Raw genomic sequence first — 17647 nt, 5'->3', positions numbered from 1 at the left:
ACCCCGCTTCACTTCCGGCTGGCCGCTGACCGACGCGGCCGTGACGCCTTCGTCCCGGCGTCGTGCCGGGGCAGCGAGGTGATGTCCGGCAGGCCGTGCCCGATCGCGAGACCGTCCGCCTGGTGGATGAGGTGACCCTCGTCGACGAGATCGGCGATGAGCGTGGTGAGCCGCGCGTCCACCTCGGGCGAGCGCCGCGTGGACCAGCCGAGGAGCCGCCCGGTCGCCGCGAGCAGCTGGTCGACGGTCAGCACGCCGCCGTCGTGGACGAGGTGTTCGAGGGCCACCTTCAGCTCGGAGTCGGCGACCTGGTCAGCCTTGCGCGCCACGTCCTCGGCCTTGAACCGGACCATCGGCTCGACCTGCTCCGGGTCGCTCAGGAACGTGCCGTCCCAGCCCAGACCGGCCTCGGTGATGGCCTCCTCGATGGCCGCCTTGGCGTGCTTGGTGATCCGGGTGAGCCCCCACTCCTCACGCATCCGCTGCAGCGCGATCGCGATGTGCACCGGCCCCTCCACCTGCGCCAGCCTCCGCACGGCGTCGATCAACACCGGGCGGGAGTCCGGGTCGGTCAGTCCGGCGCCGGCCGGGAGCGTTTCCAACTGCGCCTTCCTGTACGCCGAAGCCCAGTTCTCGGCGAGGTGAGCGGCAACAGGATGCTCCTCTTCGATTTCGGCGGCGGGCTCCTGGTGGTACTCCGGTTCGTAGGGCGGCTCGTGAGCGGCGATCGGGTGCATGTCGGCCGGGTCGATCTCGTCCCGGTGCAGATGCTCGAAGGTGGCCGGCACGACGACGTGCTCGTACTCGGTCACCGCGGCCACCACGTCGGGCTGCCCCTCGAAGATGTCCTCGGCGAACGGCTCCAGGTCCGCGTCGAGCTCGACGTCCACCATCGACGGGGTGTCCGCCCACTCGTGCGGCACCTCCGAAGCCCGCACCTCCGGGGCCGGCTCGCTGACCAGGCCGGCGTCGGCGACCTGGCGCTCCACGTCGTCCACCCCGGCCAGGTAGGCGCCGGCCTCCTCGACCAGGTAGTCCGGCGCGAGGTACCAGGGCTCGGGGCCGGCCGGCTGTCCATACTGGAAGACCGGCCCCGCCTGGGAGACCGATTCAGCCGGGGAGACCGGTTCGGCCTGGGAGACCGGTCCGGTCGCGGCGGCCGCCTGCTCCGGGCTGATCTCGACGGTGACCTCGTTGTCCGCAGCGCTTCCGTAGACCTCGGCGAACGCCTCCGCGAAGATCCCCTCTTCGGTGTCGGCGGCGGCGAACGCCTCTTCCTCGTATTCCAGCAGTTCTTCGGCCTGGGTCTCGGCGACCGGGCTCTCCTCGACCGGAACCTCAGCGACCGGAACCTCAGCGACCGGGCTCTCCTCGACCGGGGCGCTCTCCTCGACGGTCAGCTCCGGCGCGGTCTCGGCCGGGTACTGGGCGACGGCCTGCTCGATCGCGATCCGCAGGCGCTGTTCCTCGTGCTCGCGGTCCAGGTACCAGGCGGTGCCCCAGATCCGGTGAAGGTTCCAGCCCAGCCCTTGCAGGACCTGCTCCCGCAGGCGGTCCCGGTCACGGGCGGCCGGCGCCGAGTCGTACGTGGTGCCATCGCACTCGATGCCGAGCACGTACGGCGAGGTGCGCCGCGACGAGAGGCGGACCGCCATGTCGACCCGGAACGCGCCGGTGCCGACCCGGGTCCGCACCTGATAGCCCCAGGACGCGATCACGTCCCGTACCGAGTCCTCGAACGGGGTCTGCGCCTCCGAGCCGGGATCGGTCAGGTCCAGAGCGTCCTCGCCACGGACCGCGTAGTCGAGGAAGGCCGCGAGATACGCGAGGTCCTCGTACCCGGCGAGGTCTCCTGATCGAATCGACGAGACCACCTCCAGCCGGCGGGCCGCCCGGGTCGTCGCGACGTTGAGCCGCCGCCATCCGTCCGGGCCGCCCAGGCCGCCGAGATCGGTGCCGATCGCCAGGATCACCACGTCCCGCTCGTCGCCCTGCACCGAGTCGAGATCCTTCACGAAGAAGCCGCGGAGCCGATCCTCGTCGGGCGAGCCCACCATGTCGGCGACCGCCGCCTCGATCTCCCAGCGCAGCGCCGGCGTGCCGGTGACCACGCCGAGGGTGCGGTCCGGGCGGGTGACCAGGTGGTGCGCGACCCGGCTGGCGACCTCCTCGGCCAGTGAGGTGTCGCCGTCCGCGCCGAACAGCTGCACACCCGCGTCCGGTCCGGCCGGTCCGGAGGCCGGGAACGTGTTGAGCCGGCCGGCGTAGAAGCTGTGGTTCGCGAACGCGATCAGCGACTCGTGCCGGCTGCGGTAGTGCGTGGTCAGGTCGAACACCGGGAACGCGCCGCAGTGGATGGCCAGGCCCAGGATCGACTGGCCGTCGCCGCCGCCGGGCAGCGGGGTGGCGCCGAGCTGCCGGTCGTCGCCCACCACGATCATCGAGCTGGCCCGGTACGCGCAGGTGATCGCGTCGGCGACCGGCACCCGGGACGCCTCGTCGACGATGACCACGTCGAAGTACAGGTCGGACGGGATCAACCGGCTCACGTCCGCCGGGATGGTGAGCATCGCCGGCTTCACGGCGAGGCTGGCGTGCCGGGTCTCGGCGAGCAGGTCCCGGACGGTCGGGCGGCGGCCCTGCTGAGCCGCGGCCGACCGGATCATCGCCGCCTCGGCGACGGCGGTGCCGGACGGCTGCAGCTCGTCGACGGCGTTCATCACGTCGGCGACGGCGGCCCGTTCCAGCAGCGTGTCCCAGAGCCGGAACTCGCGGATCAGCCGGTCCCGGGAGGCGGCGTCGAGCGGGGGCAGCCGCTCGTCCTCCCTGATGATCATGTCGGCCCAGGACTGGAACAGCGCCCGGCCGAGCACCGGCAGCAGCTGCTCGACCGCCAGGTCCTCGCTCGCGCACCAGTCGACCACCGGGTCCAGGCCGTGCTCGCTGAGCACCTCCCGGGCCGCCTGGTAGTCGAACCACTCCTGCTGGCCGTGGCTGTCCTCGAGCAGCGCGGCGATCAGCTCGCGGGCGTGCTCGTAGTCGTCGAGGGTGGCGGTCAGCGACGGGTGCCGGCGCGGCGCGAACGCCCGCAGGATCCAGTCCCGGGCGGACTGCCATTCGGCGACCCGGGACGGCAGGGCGTCACTCGGGCGAACCTGGGCGAGGGCCTGCGCCTGCTCCGGCGTGAACGCGATGTCCGCGCCGGCCCGGACCCGGCGGGCCTCGGACGCCCAGGACATCGCGGTGGCGAGCGCCTCCACGTCGGTCTGGGTGCCGCGGTAGACCGGGCCGAGGACCTCGGCGTACTCCCCCGCGTTCACGGTCAGCGCACCGGCCGCGTCCGAGGCGGTCTCCCGGAGCAGCCCGATCGCCGCCGACTCGGCCAGGGTGAAGTCCCGGCCGGCCGCCAGGCTGTACGCCTGGGTCAGCTCGGCCGCAGCGGACAACGGCTCCACGTGCGCCCGCAGCCAGGTGACCGCGTCGTGGATCGGCCCGGTCCCTAGCTGCGGGCGGGGCGCCGGCTCGGGCGCCGGGCGCAGCGCAGCGGTGAACCGCTCGAACTCGGTGCGCGCCTCGGCGACGATCCGGATGATCGCGCCGTTCGGGGTGGGCGCGCAGACCCGCTCGATGATGCCGCCGACGGCCAGCGGCGGGGTGATCCGCAGCGTCTCCTCGGCGGTGCGCAGCGCGTCCTGGATGGCGTCGAAGTCGGTGTCCAGGTGCTTCCAGTGCCGGCCGAGGTTCCGGGCGTACTCCAGCTCGGCCGCCTCCAGCTCTCCGATGGCCTTCTTCCAGGCGGCCGCGGCGTCGAGGTTCGCGACCGCGTCCGAGCGCTTCACGTCGGGCCGGGCGATGGCCGCCGTGATCCGCTTGTCCCGGCGGTACGGCTTGCGCAGCTTGCGGATCCCCTTGTGCTGGGTGGCGAACCGCTCGACCAGCTCGTCCACCGGCTCCACCAGCGCGGAGTCGTTGAAGTGCTCCCGGGCCCGCGACTCGGCGGCCTTCACCGCCTCGACGGCGCGCTGCAGCACCCGGGAGGCGGCCCGGGCGTTCGCCATCCCGGTCGTGTCGAACCAGCCCAGCTCCGGCTTGTTCGGCCGGTTCAGCAGATCCACGATCGCGGCGACCCGGGGCAGGTCGGTGAACGCCACGACGTTCGGCAGGCCCAGCCGCGCGGTCACCCGGTCCAGGCTGTGCTGGTGCTGCTCCAGCCGGTCGGCCTCCTCGGCGAACCGCCGGGCCAGCCCGAGGGCCTGCGTCGAGGTGAGCGGCAGCAGCTCGAGCGCCGGCGGGTTCAAATGCGCCAGCGTCGGTACGACCGGCAGCTTCGCCGGCGACGGCAGCGCCGACCAGGTGACGCCGGCCTTCGAGCGGACCGCCTCCTCCGCCTGGTGCAGTGACCGCAAGTGGCTGACCAGGCTCTCCGCCGCCTTCGCGACCGGCTCCAGGCTGTCCAGCGTGAGCCACTCGTCGGGCACCTCGGCGGGCCGGCGGGCGGCGTGCCCGACCAGCGTGGTCAGGGCGATCGCCTCGGCGATGGTGTGCGCCTCGAACACCTCGGCGAGCCGGTCGTTGTTCTCCGCCTCGATGAGATGGTCGAGGGCGGCCTGGGCCTGGTGCAGGCGGGCGTCCAGGCGGTTGCGGTCGATCACGTCCCGCCAGAGGAAGTCGTCGCCCTCCCGGGCCGGGCGCCAGGCGCGGCCCAGCCGGTCGGCGGCGTCCCGGACCCGCTGCAGCGACTGCGTGGTCAGCGGCACCGGCAGCGCGCCCGGCACCGGGCCGGACGGCAGGTCGGTCATCTGGGCGCACATGCCCAGCACGTCGTGCAGGCGGTGGCCGAGCGGCTCCCGGACCTCGTTCATCGCCTCGGCGTACTCGTTCAGCCGGATCCGGTGCCGGCGCAGCTCCTCCCGCTCGTCGGTGGAGAGGCTCGGCGGCGGCAGCGGGATGAAGTCGAGCGCCTCGGCGAGGGCCCGCGCCACCTGCGTACGCCCGATCCGGTCGCTGTGCAGCTCCAGCAGGTAGTCGTCGAGGCCGACCCCGGCCAGCCGCTGCTTCACGCCGTCCAGCGCGGCCGCCTTCTCGGAGACCAGCAGCACCCGCTTCCCGGCGTGGATCAGGCACGCGATCATGTTGGCGACGGTCTGCGTCTTGCCGGTGCCGGGCGCGCCGCGCATCACGAACGTCCGGCCGTCGACGGCGGCGGCGATGGCCGACCGCTGGGCGGCGTCGGCGTCGAGGACCAGCGGCACGTCGTCCGGGGCTGCCAGCTCGTCGATCCGGCGTACCGGGACCGGCTCGAACCGCAGCGCGTCCGGCTGGGCGATCGGGTCGGTGGCGAGGGCGCGGACCACCGGGTGGGCCAGGATCTGCCGCTCGTTCTCGACGAGGTCGGCGTACATGACCTCGCGCTGCACGTCGAAGCGGGACAGCAGCACCGCCTCGTCGGAGTGCCAGTCCGGGTGGTTGCCGATCGCGGCGTCCATCCGGGCCCAGAACACCGTGAGATCGAGGTTGGCGAGGCTGTCCACGATCGGGAGCTCGATGCCGTACGCCCGCAGCCGCACCATCAGCGCCGGGTTCACGATCGGGTCGTCCTGCCGTGCCCGCAGCCGCGGGTAGTCCAGCGGATCCGGGGTGACCAGTTCGACCGGCAGCAGCAGGATCGGGCTGGCGAACTGCTGCCCGCCGTCCACCCAGTGCAGCGACCCCAGCGTCAGGTAGAGCGCCGAGATGCCCTGCTCGTACTGGTCGCGCCGCGCGGTCCGGCGCAGCGCGTGCAGCGTCGCGTCCATGTCCGCGTCGATCATCTCGGTCTGGAACACGTTCGCGGCGCGTGGCCGCGGCCCCTCGGCCTGTTCCTCGATGCCGAGGAAGCCGCACTCCCGGCCCTCCCGCAGCGCCTCCAGGATGGTCCGCGGCGTCGGGCTGACGATCGCCACCACTCCCGGCCCCGCAGGATCCACATCGATCAATGGATTATTGCCGGTGAAGTCGAGCAGACCGGCTCGCCAGGACTCCAGCACTCCGCGAACACGCGCATCCGGCCGTCCGGTCAACCCGTCAGCATCATCCCACCGCATTGCCACATTCCAGCAAGGCGAGGTGGGTCACCGTGGCGATTTTCCGGGTTAATCCGACGTTCCGGACTTGAACCAATCGAATTCGGCCTGTCCGACCCGCGGCGGGACGTGCTCACGCGGCTCTAAAGCCCCACAAACAGAACATTAGCGACATGTACGACAGGTCGGGCGTGGCGCGCCGATCTCGCCCACATCGGCGCATCCCCGCCATCGCCCACGAAATGCGCGGCCTTCGCAGCGGCGTCACTCCCAGACGGGAACCCACCACTGCCAGCCCGCGGGCGCCAGCGGCCAGCCGGCGTCCGGGCGCCAGCCCTCCGGCGGGTACCAGCCGTCCGGCGGCACCGGCCAGCCCGGCGGCACCACGAACTTGATCCCGGTCGGCGCGCCCGGAATCGGAGGATGAGGGGTCGCTTCCGGGGCCGGCGACACCGGCGCGGCCACGGAGAGCCGGCTCGGGTTGCTCTTCACCACGGCCGCCAGCGCGGGGATGACGGTGGTCTCCGCGATGTGAGCCCCTCCCGGCGCCGGACTGACCGGCCGCCCGAACGGATCCGCGGACCCGCCCTCCGCCGGCGAAGACCCACCCGATACGGCGTCGGCCGGCGAGGGCCCACCCGACGACGGCGATGTAGCGAGGGACGACCCTCCACCCGGCGACGCGGCCACCGGAGAACCGGGCAACGCCGACAGGCCGTCCGCCGGAGCGCCCGGCGCCGGTGATCCCGGGAACGAGGACGCAGGCGCGGCCGAACCCCCGGCCGGGACTCCCGAGACCGGCGAACCGGCCTGGGCCGACGTGGGCGCGGACGAACCGGCCTGCGCCGAAGCGGCCACCGGCGATCCCGGGAACGACACCGGGGAACCGGCGAGCGACGCCTGAGAGCCGGTGGTCGACGCGTGAGCGCCGGCGAGCGAGGCCTGCGAGCCGGTATGCGAGGCGTGAGAACCGGCGAGCGACGCGTGAGAACCGGTGTTCGACGCGTGAGCGCCGGGTAGCGCGGGCTGGGAGCCGGTGGTCGCAGGGTGGGAGCCGGCGAGCGCGGCCGGCGAACCGGGCAGGGCCGACGGTTGGGCCGGGGAGGATGGACGGGCGGCGTCCGGGTCGGCCGGGGGGTCGAGGCGCGGGGTGGCACTGCCCGGCAGCGAACCGGTGGAGGGCAGCGTCGGCAGGGCCGTAGCGCTCGGGGTGGCCCAGGCGGGGATGCCGGCACCGGGTACGGCCCAGCTCGGCACCGCCTCGCCCGGCGCGGCCCAGGTGGGCATCGCCTCGTTGGCGGGGGCGTTCCAGCTCGGGCCGCCGTCGCCGGACGACGCCCAGCTCGGACCCGTCTCACCGGACGTGGCCCAGCTCGGCCCGGCCTCGCCGGGAGTGGCCCAGCTCGGCACCGCGGGCTCGCCGCCCGCGGGTCGCACCGGCAGTCCCGCCGCGTCGAGACCGAAACCCGCCTCACGACCGGACGGCGCGTCCGGCGCACCACCCAGGGCGGCGTCGCGTTTGGCCGTGTTGTCACCGGTGGTACGGCCGAGGCCGGCGTCGCTGGCGATACCCAGTCGCAGGCCGGAACCGCCGGCCTGCCAGCCCGCCGTGGTCTCGCCCGAGCCGCCCGGGGCCCAGCCCTGGGTCACGTCGTCGCGGGCGGCCCAGCTCGGAACCTGCTCACCCTGCGCGGCCCAGCTCGGCGTCGCGTCGCCGGGCGTCCAACCCGGCGCGAGGTCACTCGGCGTCACCCGGCCGGAGCCCGGCTCACCGGGCGGCGTCCACCCGGGCGCCAGGTCACTCGGCGTCACCCGGCCGGAACCCGGCTCACCGGGCGGCGTCCACCCCGAGCCGGAATCACCGGGCGGCGTCCAGCCAGAGCCGGAATCACCGGGCGGGGTCCAGGACGACGACGGCTGCGAGGCGTCGGCTGCCGCCGCCGCCCAGCTGGGCTCGGCGGGGCGGTTCGGGTCGGGAGTGGACCAGTTCGGGGAGATGCCCCCGGCCGGGCCGGGCGCCGCGCCTGGAGTGGCCGGTCCCGTGGAGGCCGCGCCGGGTGCCGCGGCGGCCCGGCCGGAGGACGGAGAAGCGGGGAACGCGGGGGAAGAGGTGGCCTGCCGGCCCTGCCACGCCTCCGGCAGATCCTGTACGCGGGAGATGTAGAGCATCACGCTGGCCTCGCCGGCATTGCCCTTCACGATGCCCCGGGCCGCGGTCAGCAGCCCCTGCTCGGAGAGGTGACGCAGGGTGGGCAGCAGCTCGCCGCTCATCTTCGGGCTCAGGTCACCGACCCGGGCGTCGCCGATGCGGACCTCGACGAGGTGGTCGGCCATCTCGTGCAGTGTCACGTACGCCCAGCACTCGCCCTCGGGACGCAGCAGCGGCCGCAGCGCGTCGAGGAACTGCTGCTGACCGTTGACCTGCACGGCCGATCCGGACGGGAGCAGGCGGTGCTCGGCCGGCGGCGGGTCGTTCGCCGGGAACAGCATGTGCGGCTCGGCGAGGTCGAGCCGGATGGTGCCGACGAAGGCGGGCGGGCGGCCGTCGTACTCGCCCCACTCGCGCCCGTGGATCTGGCCGTTGACCTCGGGCACCAGCCCGCGGCCGTGCAGCGCGGAGAGGACCTTGACGTAGCGCGCCGCCTCGGGACGGGGCAGGTGGCCCAGCAGCGACTGCCCGGACCAGACGCCGACCGCGTTACGGTCGTGCCGGTTCTTGGGGTCGGGTATGAGCTGCAGGGGAACGGTTATGTCGGTCCCCTGTGGGTTGAAGTCGGAGCCGAAGAGAGCACGTATCGCCTTCGCGTAGTGCGTCTCGCCGACCACCTCGGCACTTGCCCAGCCCGCTTGTCCCCAGAGTTGGAACCGATTCGCCACACGGGAACGCTAGTGTCTGCTTTCCGTCAGTCACCTCGTCCGTACGGACGAGTGCGATCATCCGTACGTTCCGTATCGGGATCAACAGCGCGGCGCGACCGAATCAGCGTTCAGGATCCGGCAAACCGGAATACGTTACGCAGAGTGACTCGGGGTCCCGCCCGAGGGCGGGACTCCGCTCGTACAAGGAATGATCAAGAACGGACAGCGGGCTCGTCGCCCACCTTGACCACCATCTTGCCCGTGTTGTCGCCCCGGAGGACGCCGAGGAATGCCTCGGGCGCGTTCGCCAGGCCCTCGACGACGGTCTCCCGCGCGGAGATCCGGCCCTCGCGCAGCCAGCCGCCGACCTCGGCGAGGAAGTCGGGCATCCGGTTGTTGTGGTTGCCGACGATGAAGCCGCGCAGGTTCAGCTCCTTGCCGATGGCCAGGGCGAGGTTGCGCGGGGCGGCCGGCGGGGTGGTCTCGTTGTACTGCGCGATGGCACCGCAGAGCGCGAACCGGGCGAACTTGTTGGCCGAGGCGATCGCCGCCTCCAGGTGGTCGCCGCCGACGTTGTCGAAGTAGACGTCGATGCCGTCCGGCGCGGCGGCCTTGAGCTGCTCGCGCACCGGAGCGTCCTTGTAGTTGAACGCGGCGTCGAAGCCGAGCTCGTCGATCAGATAGGACGCCTTCTCCGCGGAACCGGCGCTGCCGACGACCCGCTTCGCGCCCTTCAGCTTGGCGATCTGGCCGGCCACGCTGCCGACGGCCCCCGCGGCGCCGGAGACGAAGACGGTGTCGCCCTCGGAGAACTGGGCGATGTCGAGCAGGCCGACGTACGCGGTCAGGCCGGTCATGCCGAGAAGCCCGAGGTACGCGGAGAGCGACTGCGCCGGGTCGACGACGCGCACCCGCTTGGCGTCCGCCACCGCGAACTCCCGCCAGCCGAGACCGTGCGCGACCACCGAGCCGACCGGCACGTTCGCGGCGTTCGACGCGACCACCTCGCCGACCGCGGCGCCGTCCAGTGGCGCGCCCACCTCGAAGGGGGCGACGTAGGACTTGGTGTCGTTCATCCGGCCGCGCATGTAGGGGTCGACCGACATGTAGATGTTGCGGATCAGGACCTGACCGTCGCCCGGTACGGGGGTCTCCACTTCGGCGATCTCGAAGTTCGACGCGGTGGGCCAGCCGGTGGGACGCGAGGCGAGGCGGATCTCGTGCACGGGGATCTCCAATGTCGTCGTCGTGGGTTTTCGACAGTACGTCGAGAAAGTCGACACCGCGTCGAATCTACCGTGTTAATCGCGTTACTCTGGTGTCATGACCCGCCGGCGAGGACCCAGCAAGGGCGACCGCCGGGAGCGGGCGATCCTGGCGACCGCGCGTGACCTGCTCACCCGCAAACCGCTCGCCGACATCACCATCGACGAGCTGGCGGCCGGTGCGGAGATCTCCCGGTCCAGCTTCTACTTCTACTTCGACTCGAAACTGGCGGTCGTGGTCGCGCTGCTGCACGACCTCACCGGCGAGCTGCTCGCCGACTCGAGTCAATGGCTGGACGGGACCGGCCCGGACGAGGAGGCGCTGCGCCGCTCGCTGACCGGGCTCGCCGCGATCTGGGGCAGCCACGGCCGGCTGCTGTCCGGCGCGCTCGCCGCCGCGCCCGGCTGCCCGCCGATCGCCGCATGGCGGGCCGGTCTGCGCGACGCGCACGTGAAACGGCTGGCCGCCCGGATCGAGCGGGATCGCGCGGCCGGTCGCGCCCCGGCCGGGCCGGCGCCGGCGGTGCTGGCCGGGATGATCGACGACCTGCGGCTGGCGGCGTTCGCGGGGGCGGCGGATCCGGCTGCGCTGGTCGACGATCTGGTGGTGGTGGAGCTGCGCGTCCTCTACGGCGATTTAGCCGTTCTCCACTCGGCGGAGTGATCCAGCAGGCACGCTGAGGACATGCGTATCGGTGTCATTGGGGCAGGTCAGCTCGGGGGCACTCTGGCGGCGTGGTGCGCCGAAAGCGGCCACGAGGTAGCGGTCACCTCCCGCCACCCGGAACGGCTGCGCGAGCAGGTGGACCGGATGAACTGGAAGCTGCGCGTCATGTCGATCGCGCAGGCCGCGGCGTTCGGCGACATGGTCATCTTCGCGCCGAACTGGTCGGGGGCGAAGGAAGCGGTGGACCTCACCCGTACCGCCCTCGAAGGAAAGGTCGTCATCGACGGCACCAATCCGGAGGACGGGGTGCCCGGCATCCCGGCCGGATCGTTCACCGGCGCCTTCACCGGCAGCTACCTCACCGGCGCCAGCGCCAAGGACCCGGAACTGATCGCGGCGGCGGTCAACGGGCCGCCCGGCGAGGCGTACGACCGGATGATGGACGGGGCCGGCAGCAAGAGCGGCCTGGAGACGCTGATCGAGTGGGCGCCCGGCGCGCACTGGGTGAAGGCGTTCAACAACCTCTCCACCGATGTGCTGAGCCGCCGGCGCGGCCACGATCCGCTGCTCGCCGAGTTCGTCTGCACCGATGAGCGGGACGCCCGGGAGGCGGCCTGCCAGATCATCCGCGAGCTGGGGTTCGCGCCGTTCTACGCGGGCGGGGCGAAGGCGGCCCGCCTCACCGAGACCGGCGGACCACTCCAGGCGCGCGAGGTCGACGTGCAGGACGCCACCGATGCGCTGGCCGACGCGCTCGCCACGCTGAGGTGACGTTCCTACCATTGGGCCCGTGCCTGCGATCGTGGAACTTCTCGCCTCACCGGTGCACCGTTTCGAAGGCCGCCCGTCCGACGGCCCGGCGCCCGCCCCGGACGGCGAGCTCGTCGAGGAGATCCACCTCCGGGCCGGGCTGGGCATCGTCGGCGACCGCTACTTCAACCATCCGGCGCACAAGGACGCGAGCGTCACGGTCATCGCCCGCGAGTCGCTTCCCGAGGGCAGAGGCCTTTCCCATGTACGACGGAACATCCTGCTCGCCGGCGTCCCCGTCGACGAGCTGGTCGGTTCGGTGCTCAGCCTCGACACCGGTGCCGGGCCGGTGCTGCTGAGGGTCCGGCGGCCGGCCAACCCGTGCGCCTGGATGGACGTGACACTCGGCCCGGGCGGGTGGAAGTCGCTGCGCCGCAAGGGCGGGATCCGCTGCGTGCCGCTCAACGACGGCGTGCTGCGGGTCGGCCCGGTGACCGCGACCGTCCTTCCGGATCAGACCAGCGCGGGCTGAAGCTCCCGGCGATCGGTCTCGGTCGAACGCTCGGCCCAGTTGAACGGACGGTCATCCTCGCGGCGGCGCAGCCACGCGGCGTGAGTGTCACGGGTGGTGGGCGGGGTCGAGGTTCCGATGGTCAGGCTCATGACGACTCCTCTGTCGGCTTGATCAGCTGGGTGTTACCCCGTTGATCGGCCGCCACCGCACCCACTCCAGGAAAACCGGACGCCGCACCCGATCCGCTCCCCCGAGGGTTGCCGGCTGCACCCGACACGACTAATGTACAACCACATGGTTGTAGGTTCGGAGACCGATCTCGTCTTCCACGCGCTCGCCGACGCGACGCGGCGGGACATCCTGACCCGGGTGATCCGGTCCGGGCAGTCGGTCTCCGAGCTGGCCCGGCACTACCCGATGAGTTTCGCCGCGGTGCAGAAGCACGTCGTGGTGCTGGAACGCGCCTCGCTGGTCAGCAAGGTCAGGCGCGGGCGGGAGCAGATCGTGCACGGGGAGGTCACGGCGCTGCGCCGGGTGGCTCTCCTGCTCGATGCGTACGAGGAGGTCTGGCGGCAGCGTGCCGGCCGGATCGCCGACATCCTGGATGAAGACGAGTGAGAGGAGACCGGTCATGCCGGTGATCAGCTCTGTCAAGAACGTGGACGCGCTCACCATGACGTTCGTCGCCGAGTTCGAGGCGGCCGTCGAGAGGGTCTGGCAGGTCTGGGCCGACCCGCGCAAGCTGGAGCGCTGGTGGGGGCCGCCGACCTGGCCGGCGACCTTCGAGACGTACGAGTTCAAGCCCGGTGGCCGGGTGCACTACTACATGACCGGCCCGGACGGCACCAAGGCCCGTGGCTGGTGGACGATCACCGCGGTCGACGCCCCGAGCCGCCTGGAGTTCGACGACGGATTCGCCGACGAGAACTTCGACCCCGTCGACCCGGCGGACACCACCCACGGCGTCGTGACCCTGGAGGCGGTCGGCGACCGGACCCGGATGACGACGGTCTCCACATTCACCAGCGCCGAGCAGCTGGAGCGGATGGCCGAGATGGGCATGGAGGAGGGCATGCGCCTCGCTCAGACCCAGATCGACGCCCTGCTGGCCGAATAGCTCCGTGCCCGGCGGCGAAGCGGCATCCGGGCGACGGCTTCTCCGGTAGCGTCGGGGATGCCCTCGACGTGCCGGATGGGAGGCGGGCGGTTGAGCCCCAGCTGGCGAGCCCGATCCGGCGGTGAGACCCTTCCGGCCGGTGATCGGCAGCGGATCGAGGAGCTCACCGCCGCCCTCGCCGAACGCGATGCCGAGCTGGAACGGCTGCGGGCGGAGCGGGACGCCCGGGCGCAGAGTTCCCAGGTGGAGCAGGTGCGGCTCAATCAGCGCCTGCGCCGCCGGGCCAAGGAGGCCATCGACGGGACGGCAGCGGTGATCGGCGGGAAGCTGGAGGACGTCGTCGTCCAGGTGGGCGCCGCCCGGGACGCCGCGGCCGCCACCCAGGAACGGGTCACCGTCACCAGCAGCGCGGCCGAAGCCCTGGTACGCCGCGCGCACAGCGCCGACGAGGCCGCCACCGCCCTGAACGACAGCCTGCGGCAGGTCGCCGGCATCGCCAGCGTGATCTCCGGGATCGCCTCGCAGACCCGGCTGCTCGCGCTGAACGCGACGATCGAGGCGGTGCGCGCCGGCGAGGCCGGCAGTGGATTCGCCGTGGTCGCCGACGAGGTGAAGGGCCTGGCGGACACGACAGCGCGCTCGACCGAGCAGATCACCAGCACGATCGCGGCCCTCGAAGCCGACGTCGCGCAGATGGGCGAGACGCTCACCGCGATCATCCGGGACGTCGGCGACATCGAGGACGCGATGCGGCAGCTGGGCGGGATCGCCGACCGGCAGAACGACATCGTGACGCTGCTGCACCAGAGCGTGGACGCCACGATGGAGCAGATCGGCGACCTCTCCGACGTGGCGGAACGACTGGAACGGCGGCGCCACGACCGGCTGCCGGTGCACGGGACGGTCCGCCTCCGGACGGCGAGCGGCGAGATCGCCGGGCAGGCCACCGACCTGAGCGCGGACGGGCTGGGGTGCACGGTTCCGGCCGGCGCGCCGCTGGCCGTCGGCGACACGATCCGCCTGGAGATGGCGATGGACGGGCTACGCGGCACGGCCGAGGCCCGGGTGGCCCGCCGCCTTATACGCGACGGGCTCACCGAACTCGGACTGGAGTTCCTGGACCTGCCGGACCCGCTCCGCGTGGACGTCGAGGACTTCCTGGCACGGGTCGGGAACTAGGCTCCCGACGTACCGGAGAAGGATGGTCGTGAACTGAAATAGTCGTCCATCGTGTCGGTGTAGAGGGCCGCGAAGAGCTCGCCGCACTCCTGGGGTGAGAGCTTGTTGGCGGTGCCGGCGGCGCTGCGGACGTACCCGTGCGACGGCAGCGTGGTGAAGCGCAGATCGGCGGGGCGCAGGCCGGAGAACTCGCGGACCATGCCGGCCAGGTTCATCCCGGAGTCGACGACGAGCGAACCGGCGATGGCCGTCACGAACGCGTCCATCTTCATCGGGTTGGCGACGATGCCGAGCGAGGTGACCTTGGAGGCGAGCGCGTGCAGGTACTGCTGCTGCCGCTTGACCCGGTCGAAGTCGCCGTTCGGCAGGCCGTAGCGCTGGCGGACGTAGACCTCGGCCATCTTGCCGTCGAGGTGGTGCTCGCCGGCCTCGAAGGTGACGCCGGTCCGCTTGTCGTGGACCGTCCTGGCGATGGTCACGTCGACGCCGCCGACCGTGTCGGTGATCTTCCGGACGCCGGCGAAGTCGACCCGGACGACGTGGTCGATCGCGAGACCGGTGAGGTGGCTGACCACCTGGACGACGAGCGGCGCGCCACCCCAGGCGTACGCGGCGTTGACCTTGGTCTTGCCACCGGCCCACTTGCCGGCGACCGGCGGGATGTAGACGTACGAGTCGCGCGGGATCGACACGACCGAGGCGTTCGAGCCGTCGCCGTCGACGTGGACCAGCATGATCGTGTCGCTGCGGGACTGGCCTTCGGACCAGCCCTTGCGGGTGTCGACGCCGAGGATGAGGAGGTTCCGCGCCGTGCCGTCCGCCTTCGGCGCCTTCCCGGCCGACTTCCGGATCCAGGACTGGTACTCCGGCTTCGCGGTGATGGCCGGCAGCGCCGCCGCCTCGGTCAGCACGTCGTCACGCCCGATCAGATCATTGAATCGGTACGCGATGACGCCCGTGGCGATCGCCACCGGCCCGGCGACCAGCGCGGCCAGTGCGAGAAGCGAGGTCAGGACCTTCCCCCAGCGGGGCATACGCTTCCAACGCGACAAGGGTGCACCTTCCGGCAGCGGGACCGATGACGGAAGGTAGATCGGCAGGCCGGCCGGAGCACTGAGTCAGTCAGCCGGGAACACTCCGGGCAGATCGCCGAAAAGGTAGCGCTGCACGGCCGGGCCGATCGCCGCCACCACGACCTCGGAGGGCGCGGAGGCCAGCGGCTCGACCTTGATCACATAGCGGGCCATCGCCATGCCGACCATCTGGCTCGCTGCGAGCGTCACTCTCAGCCGGCCCTCCTCCTCGTCCTCCAGCCCGAGACGGGGGACCGCCCGCCTCAGGACCTGGGTGAGGATGAACTCGCGGAACAGTTTGGTGGTCCACTCGCTGCCGACGGTGCTGCGCAGAAGCGCGACGCCGGCCGCACCCGCCGGACCATCCCATATTCCTAGAAATATCCGTACGAAGCGTTCGCCGGTCTGTTCCCGCGGCCCGTCGGCCGCCTTGCTGATCACGTCGAGCGGATCCATCGGCGCGTTCATCGTCGCCAGGAACAGCTTGTCCTTCGTGCCGAAGTAGTGGTGGACCAGCGCCGGATCGACCCCGGCGCCGGTCGCGATGCCCCTGATCGAGGCGCCGTCGTAGCCCTTCTCGGCGAACGCGGTCCGCGCCGCCGCCAGGATGGCTTCCCGGGTGTCCGGGTTTCCGGGACGGCGTCCGGTCCGTCGCAACTGAGCCCCCTATGCGGTCCGCCGGCGCAGGGTCGCCGCACCCAGGATGAGTGCCACCACGATCGCACCGAGCACCACGATCAGATCACGCCACATGGTCGCGGTCGGCTCGGCATGCGCACCCACCTCCATGAGAGCCTCCACCGAGTAGGACATCGGCAGCACGTTGCTGATCGCCTGCAGCCAGCCGGCCATCTGGTCGCGCGCCACGAACAGCCCGCAGAGCAGCAGCTGCGGCGCCACGACGAGCGGCATGAACTGCACGGCCTGGAACTCGGTCCGGGCGAACGCGCTCGCCAGCAGGCCGAGCGCGACACCGAGGACGGCGTTCGCCACGGCGATGAGGATGACCAGGCCGACGCTGCCCGCTGTCGTCATGTCGAGCACCCAGTAGGCGAACCCGGCCGCGACCGCCGCCTGTGCCGCCGCCGCGAGACCGAACGCCACCCCGTATCCGAACAGCAGGTCGATCTTGCCGACCGGGGTGGTGAAGAGGCGCTCCAGGGTGCCGTTGGTGCGCTCGCGCAGCATCGCGATGCTGGTGATCAGGAACATCACGATGAACGGGAAGACGCCGAGCATGATGAGGGCGATGCGGTCGAAGGCGCCGGGCTGTCCCTCGTACATGAAATAGATCAGGGTGATCAGCAGCGTCGGCACCACGATGATCATGGCGATGGTGCGGGGATCGTGCCGCAGCTGGGTGAGGATCCGCCGGATCGTGGACGCGAGGATCATGCTGGTCCACCCGCCATTTCGAGCAGGAGCGCGCTCATGCCGTCACCTCCTGGTCGCGGATCAGGCGGAGGAACGCCTGGTCGAGGTCCTCGGTGCCGGCCGACTGCTTCACCGCGGCCGGGGTGTCGTCGGCGATGAGGGCGCCCTCGCGGATGAGCAGCAGGCGATCGCAGCGGTTCGCCTCGTCCATCACGTGGCTGGAGACGAGCACCGTGGCGCCGTCGTCGGCCAGCCGGCGGAAGTGGCTCCACAGCTCGTCGCGCAGCACCGGGTCCTGGCCGACGGTCGGCTCGTCGAGCACCAGCACCTCGGGACGGCTCACGATCGCGCAGGCCAGCGACGCGCGGCTGCGCTGCCCACCGGAGAGATCGGAGACCAGCTGGCCGGCGTGACTGCTCAGGCCGACCGTCTCGATCGCGGCATCGGCCTCTTTCGCCGGGAGTCGATAAAGACTTCCGAAATATCGGACGTTCTCCCGCACTGTCAGGTCGGCGTAGACGCTCGGCGCCTGCGTCACATAGCCGATCCTGCGGCGCAGCGGCGGCGACCCGGCCGGGTGGCCGAGGACCGTCACCGTGCCCTTCTCGATCACCTGCACCCCGACGACGGCCCGCATCAGGGTGGTCTTGCCGCTGCCGCTCGGTCCGAGCAGGCCGGTCACGCTGCCGCGCGGGATGGCGCAGTGGAAGTCGTCGAGAACCGTGCGCTTCCCGCGCCTGATGACGAGGTCCCGGACCTCGATGGAGGTGTCCATGGATCCTCACGG

Annotated in this window: 14 protein-coding genes; 6 read left to right on the top strand and 8 right to left on the bottom strand. The window is 71.8% G+C overall.

Features of this window, described 5'->3' with window-relative positions:
• Positions 1 to 8: 8 nt before the first annotated feature.
• The 3 genes from EP757_RS23930 to EP757_RS23920 all read right to left on the bottom strand — a co-directional run bounded on the left by EP757_RS23930 (position 9) and on the right by EP757_RS23920 (position 10147).
• A complete protein-coding gene (locus EP757_RS23930; RefSeq protein WP_232049970.1) occupies positions 9 to 6059 on the bottom strand; it encodes a DUF3320 domain-containing protein in 6051 nt (2016 codons plus the stop codon).
• Positions 6060 to 6326: 267 nt separating this feature from the next.
• Positions 6327 to 8939, bottom strand: coding sequence for a hypothetical protein (locus tag EP757_RS23925; RefSeq protein WP_127549541.1), 2613 nt, complete (start codon positions 8937 to 8939; stop codon positions 6327 to 6329).
• 194 nt (positions 8940 to 9133) lie between these two features.
• Positions 9134 to 10147 (bottom strand): NADP-dependent oxidoreductase, encoded by a 1014-nt coding sequence (locus tag EP757_RS23920; protein WP_127549539.1) that lies wholly within the window; start codon positions 10145 to 10147, stop codon positions 9134 to 9136.
• 97 nt (positions 10148 to 10244) lie between these two features.
• Here EP757_RS23920 and EP757_RS23915 point away from each other — a divergent pair, with 97 nt between their 5' ends.
• The 3 genes from EP757_RS23915 to EP757_RS23905 are packed head-to-tail and all read left to right on the top strand — an operon-like array spanning position 10245 to position 12135.
• A complete protein-coding gene (locus EP757_RS23915) occupies positions 10245 to 10850 on the top strand; it encodes a TetR/AcrR family transcriptional regulator (protein WP_127549537.1) in 606 nt (201 codons plus the stop codon).
• 21 nt (positions 10851 to 10871) lie between these two features.
• Positions 10872 to 11624, top strand: a complete 753-nt coding sequence (locus EP757_RS23910) for an NADPH-dependent F420 reductase (RefSeq protein WP_127549535.1) — start codon at positions 10872 to 10874, stop codon at positions 11622 to 11624.
• 19 nt (positions 11625 to 11643) lie between these two features.
• Positions 11644 to 12135 carry a molybdenum cofactor biosysynthesis protein gene (locus EP757_RS23905; protein WP_127549533.1) on the top strand — a complete coding sequence of 164 codons (492 nt, stop codon included), beginning with the start codon at positions 11644 to 11646 and terminating at the stop codon, positions 12133 to 12135.
• Here EP757_RS23905 and EP757_RS42900 read toward each other — a convergent pair.
• Positions 12117 to 12266 (bottom strand): hypothetical protein, encoded by a 150-nt coding sequence (locus EP757_RS42900; protein ID WP_160165870.1) that lies wholly within the window; start codon positions 12264 to 12266, stop codon positions 12117 to 12119. The genes EP757_RS23905 and EP757_RS42900 overlap by 19 nt on opposite strands.
• Positions 12267 to 12411: 145 nt before the next feature.
• Between EP757_RS42900 and EP757_RS23900 the strand changes: the two genes are divergently transcribed.
• The 3 genes from EP757_RS23900 to EP757_RS44485 all read left to right on the top strand — a co-directional run bounded on the left by EP757_RS23900 (position 12412) and on the right by EP757_RS44485 (position 14413).
• Complete coding sequence (locus EP757_RS23900) at positions 12412 to 12735, top strand: winged helix-turn-helix domain-containing protein (protein WP_127549531.1); 324 nt, start codon at positions 12412 to 12414, stop codon at positions 12733 to 12735.
• Positions 12736 to 12748: 13 nt separating this feature from the next.
• Positions 12749 to 13234, top strand: coding sequence for an SRPBCC domain-containing protein (locus EP757_RS23895; RefSeq protein ID WP_127549529.1), 486 nt, complete (start codon positions 12749 to 12751; stop codon positions 13232 to 13234).
• Positions 13235 to 13324: 90 nt separating this feature from the next.
• Positions 13325 to 14413, top strand: a complete 1089-nt coding sequence (locus tag EP757_RS44485) for a methyl-accepting chemotaxis protein (protein WP_305030372.1) — start codon at positions 13325 to 13327, stop codon at positions 14411 to 14413.
• On the opposite strand, the gene EP757_RS23885 is transcribed toward EP757_RS44485, so the two are convergent.
• From EP757_RS23885 to EP757_RS23870, 4 genes are all read right to left on the bottom strand, one after another.
• Complete coding sequence (locus tag EP757_RS23885; RefSeq protein WP_232049969.1) at positions 14410 to 15465, bottom strand: LCP family protein; 1056 nt, start codon at positions 15463 to 15465, stop codon at positions 14410 to 14412. The two genes, EP757_RS44485 and EP757_RS23885, sit on opposite strands and share 4 nt — an antisense overlap.
• A gap of 66 nt (positions 15466 to 15531) precedes the next feature.
• A complete protein-coding gene (locus tag EP757_RS23880; RefSeq protein WP_127549527.1) occupies positions 15532 to 16143 on the bottom strand; it encodes a TetR family transcriptional regulator in 612 nt (203 codons plus the stop codon).
• 9 nt (positions 16144 to 16152) lie between these two features.
• The gene (locus EP757_RS23875) at positions 16153 to 16881 is read right to left on the bottom strand and encodes an ABC transporter permease (RefSeq protein ID WP_127549525.1); all 729 of its coding nucleotides are present in this window, start codon (positions 16879 to 16881) and stop codon (positions 16153 to 16155) included.
• Positions 16882 to 16915: 34 nt separating this feature from the next.
• Positions 16916 to 17635 carry an ABC transporter ATP-binding protein gene (locus EP757_RS23870; RefSeq protein ID WP_127549523.1) on the bottom strand — a complete coding sequence of 240 codons (720 nt, stop codon included), beginning with the start codon at positions 17633 to 17635 and terminating at the stop codon, positions 16916 to 16918.
• Positions 17636 to 17647 lie beyond the last annotated feature (12 nt).

The sequence above is a fragment of the Actinoplanes sp. OR16 genome, from assembly GCF_004001265.1.
GTDB lineage: Bacteria > Actinomycetota > Actinomycetes > Mycobacteriales > Micromonosporaceae > Actinoplanes.
The sequence above is the reverse complement of the archived record's forward strand: the minus strand, read 5'-3'. Positions and strand labels throughout refer to the sequence as shown.